This is a genomic window from Nonomuraea insulae (assembly GCF_042656245.1).
Genome location: NZ_JBHSPA010000061.1, coordinates 21,732 through 28,053 on the forward strand (window position 1 = coordinate 21,732; position 6,322 = coordinate 28,053).

The window sequence follows — 6,322 nt, forward strand, 5'->3', positions numbered from 1 at the left end:
GAGATCGGCTTCAGCGTCCGCCACATGATGGTGAGCAACGTGCGTGGCCGATTCACCGACTTCGAGGCGGTGGTCATGGCTGCTGAGAACCCGCTGGACTCCACCGTCCAAGCCGCGATCCGAGTCGCCTCCATTGTTACCGGCAACGACACGCGGGACGCGGACCTGCGCCCCGGCGGGTTCCTCAGCGTCGAGGACTACCCAGAGATGAGGTTCACTTCCACGGCCATGCGTATGGACGGTGACGTCTACCTGGTCGACGGCGATATGACCATCCGTGCCAACACCAAGCCGCTCACGCTGCGGGCTGAATTCGGCGGCATCAGCCCTGATCCGTACGAATTCACCCGCGCCGGCTTCCCAGGGCTTCGGCAAAGTGGAGTTGACGGCCATGATGTCCGGTTCGAGCTGCAGGGCGGGTATGGCCAGGCCGATGCGCGACACGACGGCGGTCGGCGTAAACGAACAGGCACGACCTTCGGGATCATGAGGTTCTCGACGCCAAATGATCAGAGAAGACCGTGCCTGCCCCCTCATCATTGCCGATCAACCCTGCCCTGGACCACTTGACCGCGATCAGCGGCCACTCCTTGCCCGTAGCGGTCGCCGAGTACGCCAGCCTGCTGGACCAGCTACGGCAGGTTCCCGATCCACGCGGACGGCGCGGGATCCGACACGCACTGGCCTCGGTTCTGGCGATCGCCGCGGCGGCGGTTCTGGCCGGGGCGCGGTCCTTCACTGCGATCGGCTGGCTCAGACCGATGTGGAGGGCAAGACCAATGAGATCACCCGGTTCCGGCCCTTGCTTGAGGGCCTTGACCTGGACGGATGCGTTCTCACCGCGGACGCTCTGCACACCCAGCGCGATCACGCCACCTTCCTGGTGACCGAGAAGAACGCCCACTACGTGCTGATCGTCAAGAAGAACCAGCCCACCCTGCATACCCAGCTCAAACGGCTGCTGTGGAAGCAGGTCCCGGTCGCTGACCGTCAGCGCGACCGCGGACACGGCCGCGACGAGCGCCGCACCCTGAAGGTCCTGACCGTCAAAGCCGGCCTGCTGTTTCCCCATGCCGTCCAAGCCATGCAGATCAAGCGCCAGGTCAGGGACCTGAACAAGGGCAAGTGGCGGACCGTGACCGTCTACGCCATCACCAGCCTGCCCACCTGGCAGGCCAGTCCCGGCGACCTGGCAACCTGGATCCGCGGCCACTGGAGCATCGAGAACAGGCTCCACTACGTCCGCGACGTCACCTATGGCGAGGACCACTCCCAGGCACGCACGGGCAACGCACCCCGCAACATGGCCGCTCTGCGCAACCTCGCCATCGGCGCTCTGCGCCTGACCGGCGCGACCAACCTCGCTCGTCACTGAGCGGCGGCATAGGACAGCAGTACCCGCAATGCAAGGTACGCGAGCCTTCAACGCTCCATCGGTGGGAGCGACAATCTCCATGAAGTTGTCGATAGCGGGCCTCTTCCTGCTCGGCCTCCGCTCGCTCTTCCGGAGTCTGTCGGATAGGCGGAGGAAGCTCCCTGGCGCCGTTCAAGAGAGGCTGTCTGCATCCTCGGCACGGTTCACCGGCCTGGAACTCCGCCCAGGTCATATAGGTTCCCTCTCGCTCCCATTGGCGGCGCCGCGCCTCCTGGCGACGATCGTCCTCCTCCGCATCCAATGCTTTCTGCCGCGCTCGCCTGAGGGCTCGCTCTGCCCGCTGTTCCTCCGTCAGCTTGGCCACGATTAGCCTCCTAGGCTGGCTCTTGTAACCGTCTCCAGGCTAGGTCTGGTGCCGCGGGCATGATGGGCGCTTTGAGCATTCGGCTGCCGAACCCTGTGTTCGGGGGCGCTTGGTGTCCGGCCAGCGGCTGATCGCATAACGTATCCCGCACGAGGTCACTACGTAGCGACGCCCGATGTTTATCAGCCCCATCTCAAGGCCGTCACGCTCCCCGGAAAGACAGAGCCGAGGATATAGCGACGTCCCGGCCGGCGCCGAGGACACGACCGCCGTACGACGGCGCAACGTGCGCATTGCCGGTGTTGAGGCCGGACGAGTCGGCGGTGGTTGCTGCTGGGAACTGCCCGCCCCGCGCTCAGCGGTAGGCGACGAATTTTCGGCACTCACGAGTATGCGAAACATCGCCCGAACGCCGTCATGTCTTCCCGATTCGCCCGTCTTGTAGAAGAGGAGAGGGGAGCAAGGTGGGCGGGTCACGTCCACGGACGTGGTGTATGAATCGATCTTCGAGTGATCCTGTTTCTGCAGGTTAAGCGGTAAGTGTCTGCGGGAGCGGGTTCGGGGCCGGTGTGTCGCCGGTGATGAGCCGGATGCGGGCTTTGGCGAGGATGTCCAGCCCCATGTAGCGGCGGGCTTCGGTCCATTCGTCGGTCTGTTCGGCCAGCACCGCGCCGACCAGGCGGATGATCGACGGACGGTCGGGGAAGATGCCGACCACGTCGGTGCGGCGGCGGATCTCCTTGTTCAGCCGTTCCTGGGTTATCTTGAGCCCTCTGAGGGCTGTCTTGCACGTCGATCACGTGGGTGTGAGGGTCCGGATTCTGGCTGGTGGACGTGGTTATCTACCGCTGTCCAGCACGTGGATCTTCCGGAGGAGCCATGCTTGTTCAGCGGGTGGTCATGCCCGCCTCGTCGCTTGAGTCCTGGACCGTTCTGGGGGATGACGATCTCCCGGTCGAGCCGATCGAGCGGTATCTGGCGTATCTCACCGACATCGAACGATCGCCGAACACGATCAAGGCGTATGCGCATGATTTGAAGGACTATTTCACCTTCCTCGACGGTCGTGGCCTGGACTGGCGCGAGGTCCGGTTGGAAGACATCGGCGAGTTCGTGGCCTGGCTGCGCCTGCCGGCACCTGCTCGGGAGGGCAAGGTCATGGTGCTGCCGTCGGTCGAGCAACATGTGTCGGCCAGCACGGTGAACCGGAAGCTGTCGGCGTTGTCGGCGTTCTACCAGCACGCGAGCCGTCACGGGGGTGGACCTGGGCGAGTTGCTGATCACTTGGGGTCCGGCGGGGCAACGTGGTGGATGGAAGCCATTCCTGCACCACATCAGTAGAGATCAGCCGATCGCCCGTCGAACGATCGCGTTGAAGACGCCACGCAAGCTGCCCCGGGTGCTGACGGTGGCCGAGGCCCAGGCCGTCCTGGATGCCTGCGAGCGGTTACGCGATCGGCTGCTGTTCGCGCTGCTCTATGACAGCGGGATGCGGATCGGGGAGGTTCTTGGGCTGCGGCATGAGGACATTGCCGCCGCTGAGCGTGAGGTCACGGTCGTGCCCCGGGTCAACGCCAACGGTGCCCGCACCAAGTCCGCGACCACGCGCACCATCCCGGTGTCGGCGGAGTTGGTCCGGCTCTATGCCGACTACCTGCACGAAGAGTACGGCGATCTCGACTGTGACGGCCTGCGCCGGGCCGGGCAGCGCCAGCGCGCCCAAGGCGGTGGTGTGGGTGAGCACCAGGGCGGTGGCCATGACCACCATGAGGGCCGCGAGCACCTTGTAGAGGGTGGCGGTGCGCATCCGTACCGCTCAGGAGGCACCCGCCCAGGCCCCGAGCAGGCTTCCGGCGAGCAGGTTCGCCGCGACGGTCCCGTGCGCGGCCAGATCGGCGAGGGGGACGGCGGCCAGCCGGGCGGGCAGCGCGGTGAGCACCACGATCAGGCTCATCGCCTTGTTCAAGATGACCGCCGACAGCGCGGCGAACCCAAACAGGCTGATCAGCAGCGGCAGCCGGAACTCGGCGCCGCCCAGGCCGATCATCCCACCCAGCACGCCCACCGCCGCGCCGGCGGCGAACACCAGTGGCAGCGAGCGCGCCCCGCGGGCGGGTATGGCGTCTTCGTCCAGCATCATGCCGATCACGCTTCCTGCCCGCCTTGGTCATGGCCTCGGAGACGCCATTGTGCCGAGCCGACAGCCGTGCTCGGCGGGCAGGGAGCCTTCAGGCCAGCAGACTTACGGTTTCGGGCGCCTCCCAGGCCGTCAGATGCCGCTCAGGGTCGGTTTCCTGGTGCGCGAACTGGTTGATCAGGTCGGCGAGGGCTTGCCGGTCCTGCGCGGAAAGTTCCTGCAGGAGGGTGATCACCGGCTCCAGCAGCTGCATCGAGGACTCGGCGATAGCGTCGTCGTCGCTGAGGTCCAGCCTGATAACGATCTCCGTGAGGGCTTTGGCGAGGGTGCGTTCGAGCGTGGTCATGATAGGGCTCCTGGCTGGTCGTTCGGGGGCAGTGTGCCCGGGATCGCTGTAGGTCGACCGTGCGCGCTCTGAGCCGCAACGGTGCAGCATCTACGCCGTTGGGAACTACCATCGCCGCGGCTTCGGCATGGCGATGGCCCGCCGCGCGCTTACGCCGTCGAGACCCGCGCCCTGTCCCGGTCCCCCGCAGCGTGCTGTGAGAGCCGGTCGACGTGCCTTACGTGCCAGACAAGATCATCTGACTCTGACCTGCGAGAAGGTATTAAGAACCCAAGATAACGATGGGAAGGTCTTGAACAAGCACGTGTGCGGCGCCTGGCGTGGCACCGCACAAACCCGGGCAGATCAACATGGCGGGGAGCCGACGATGCTGGCTGATTTTTTCGGGATCTGCATCATTAACTCAGATACACCTCAGAACGCAGGACACCCTGCGGTGCGCTTATGAAAGACAATTCGTTCAAGCAAGCGGGAGGATCTTCATGGCTATCAAAACGATCGACCATATGGTCCCGCATAAGTCGACCATCGACGCGTCGAAGGGTCAGCTGATCGACCTCTTCGTACGGGAGCGCGACGGCACGCCCCCCGGTCCTCCGGCGGAGCGGAAGGCCGTCCTAATGCTGCATGGCAGGAGTGTTCCTGTGCTGGCGGGCTTCGATCTCCAGCACAGCACGTATGGGTGGGGCGAGGCGCTGGCGAAGGCAGGCTACGACGTCTTCATGATGGATCTGCAGGGGTCGGGCAAGTCGACGCGGCCTCGTATGGAGGATCCGTGCAACGTCAATCCGGCTCTGCACACCACCCTTCTCATCCCTCCGCTCTCTGGGCAGCGCACACCCAGTTATCCGTTCCAGCTGAGCAACTCCCAGAGCGATTGGGCCGAGCTGGACACTGTGGTCGAGTACATCCGGTCCGAGCGCAACGTCTCGAAGGTCGCGTTCATCGGGTGGTCCGCGGCTGCGTTCCAGATGGGCCCGTACGCGATCGACAACCCCGAAAAGGTCGAGAGTCTGTTTCTGGTCGCTCCCATGTTCCCGCCCGCCGGCAGGACGGACCCGCCACCCGCGCTGCCGGTGCCCGGATTCCCCACCCATGTGTTCACCTTGGGGGGCTTCAAGCAGGGTTGGGATACTCAGGTCCACTGTGCCACCCAGCGAGAACCCGACGTCGTAGATGCGGTCTGGAAGGCACTGATGGACATCGATCCGATCGGCCGCACATGGGGCAAGATCCAACCGTCTGGCCGCCCGCTGGGTCTCAGCCGGTTCAGGAACGCGCTGTGGTGGGGCTGGAACACCGAGGCCGCGGCGCGGGATGGCGTGCTTGGCGGGAGCGTGCCGGTGTTGATTGTCTACGGGGAATACGACACGACGGCGAACGCGACGCCGGACAGCGGCGATCCCCTGCTCACCTTCTCCGTCCCCGCGCTCTACGACGCCATCCCGGGGTCGCACCGGCTGCTGGTGAAGGTGGATTGCGCCGGGCACCAGATCGTGTGGGAGGGCCAGCACAAGAACCTGCACAACCTGTCGAAGCACTGGCTCAAGCACACCAAGGTAGACGGCAAGACCCAGGGTCTCTTCGACATGGCGGAGGACGGCACCATCAGCCCCACGCCCTAGAGAGGTCATGTGACGAGACGTCCGGACGCCCACGAACGCACCCTCGCCAGAGCCCTCACCGAGGTCGTCATCAGGCTGGGCCTCAGCGACGACGACGACATCACGCCCGCAGCCACAATCAAGTTGCTGGAGCCGGTGACCGTCCTCCTGCAGGGCCTCTCCGACCAGGACCGGCAGGCCCTCGCCGACCTGATCAACCAGTTCGCGCAGGAAGAAGCCGACCCTGACCGGCAGCTGACCGCCTGGGAAGCGCCCGAAACCCTGGCCCTCCTGGCCCGAGACTGAGGGGATCTGAGTCCCTCATCATCCGGCTAATGTTGCTCCGCATGACGCACACCGAGATCGAGATCACCGCGGAGTTGGTGCGGGATCTGCTGCGCGACCAGCACCCCGGCCTGGCCGATTATTCGGTGAAGCTCGGCGACGACCTCGCCGTCCGGTTGCCCTGGGCGACGCAGGACGCGGACGCGCTGCT

7 protein-coding genes and 3 pseudogenes are annotated in these 6,322 nt (G+C 65.2%); 7 read left to right on the forward strand and 3 right to left on the reverse strand.

Translation table 11 applies throughout. The features are described from left to right. Window positions 1–3: 3 nt before the first annotated feature. From ACFPZ3_RS45395 to ACFPZ3_RS45405, 3 genes and pseudogenes are all read left to right on the forward strand, one after another. The gene (locus ACFPZ3_RS45395) at window positions 4–570 is read left to right on the forward strand and encodes a YceI family protein (RefSeq protein WP_379520619.1); all 567 of its coding nucleotides are present in this window, start codon (window positions 4–6) and stop codon (window positions 568–570) included. Next, window positions 522–737: pseudogene (locus tag ACFPZ3_RS45400) on the forward strand (transposase family protein); the annotation flags it as partial. The gene ACFPZ3_RS45395 and the pseudogene ACFPZ3_RS45400, both read left to right, overlap by 49 nt. Before the next feature lie 11 nt (window positions 738–748). Then, complete coding sequence (locus ACFPZ3_RS45405) at window positions 749–1,375, forward strand: ISAs1 family transposase (protein WP_379520620.1); 627 nt, start codon at window positions 749–751, stop codon at window positions 1,373–1,375. 893 nt (window positions 1,376–2,268) lie between these two features. On the opposite strand, the pseudogene ACFPZ3_RS45410 reads toward ACFPZ3_RS45405, so the two are convergent. Further along, a pseudogene (locus tag ACFPZ3_RS45410) lies at window positions 2,269–2,493 on the reverse strand (transposase); the annotation flags it as partial. Window positions 2,494–2,618: 125 nt separating this feature from the next. Here ACFPZ3_RS45410 and ACFPZ3_RS45415 point away from each other — a divergent pair. Both ACFPZ3_RS45415 and ACFPZ3_RS45420 read left to right on the forward strand, forming a co-directional pair. After that, window positions 2,619–3,080 carry a tyrosine-type recombinase/integrase gene (locus ACFPZ3_RS45415; RefSeq protein ID WP_379520614.1) on the forward strand — a complete coding sequence of 154 codons (462 nt, stop codon included), beginning with the start codon at window positions 2,619–2,621 and terminating at the stop codon, window positions 3,078–3,080. A 67-nt stretch (window positions 3,081–3,147) separates the two neighbouring features. Next, window positions 3,148–3,345, forward strand: a pseudogene (locus tag ACFPZ3_RS45420) (tyrosine-type recombinase/integrase); the annotation flags it as partial. A 210-nt stretch (window positions 3,346–3,555) separates the two neighbouring features. Here the strand turns inward: ACFPZ3_RS45420 and ACFPZ3_RS45425 are convergent. Together ACFPZ3_RS45425 and ACFPZ3_RS45430 are read right to left on the reverse strand one after the other, a co-directional pair. Continuing rightward, a complete protein-coding gene (locus ACFPZ3_RS45425) occupies window positions 3,556–3,879 on the reverse strand; it encodes a TSUP family transporter (RefSeq protein WP_379520615.1) in 324 nt (107 codons plus the stop codon). 88 nt (window positions 3,880–3,967) lie between these two features. Further along, window positions 3,968–4,222: a hypothetical protein gene (locus tag ACFPZ3_RS45430; RefSeq protein ID WP_379520616.1), complete on the reverse strand. Its 255-nt coding sequence runs from the start codon at window positions 4,220–4,222 to the stop codon at window positions 3,968–3,970. A gap of 482 nt (window positions 4,223–4,704) precedes the next feature. Between ACFPZ3_RS45430 and ACFPZ3_RS45435 the strand changes: the two genes are divergently transcribed. After that, entirely contained in the window at window positions 4,705–5,847 is a 1,143-nt protein-coding gene (locus ACFPZ3_RS45435) for an alpha/beta fold hydrolase (RefSeq protein WP_379520617.1), read from the forward strand. A gap of 9 nt (window positions 5,848–5,856) precedes the next feature. After that, window positions 5,857–6,132 (forward strand): hypothetical protein, encoded by a 276-nt coding sequence (locus tag ACFPZ3_RS45440; protein WP_379520618.1) that lies wholly within the window; start codon window positions 5,857–5,859, stop codon window positions 6,130–6,132. The last annotated feature ends 190 nt before the right edge of the window (window positions 6,133–6,322 follow it).

Bases quoted from the DNA above. Each gene is read 5' to 3' on its own strand.
- ACFPZ3_RS45415 (WP_379520614.1), top strand. From the start codon at position 2,619: ATGCTTGTTCAGCGGGTGGTCATGCCCGCCTCGTCGCTTGAGTCCTGG.
- ACFPZ3_RS45425 (WP_379520615.1), bottom strand. From the start codon at position 3,879: ATGATGCTGGACGAAGACGCCATACCCGCCCGCGGGGCGCGCTCGCTG.
- ACFPZ3_RS45430 (WP_379520616.1), bottom strand. From the start codon at position 4,222: ATGACCACGCTCGAACGCACCCTCGCCAAAGCCCTCACGGAGATCGTT.
- ACFPZ3_RS45435 (WP_379520617.1), top strand. From the start codon at position 4,705: ATGGCTATCAAAACGATCGACCATATGGTCCCGCATAAGTCGACCATC.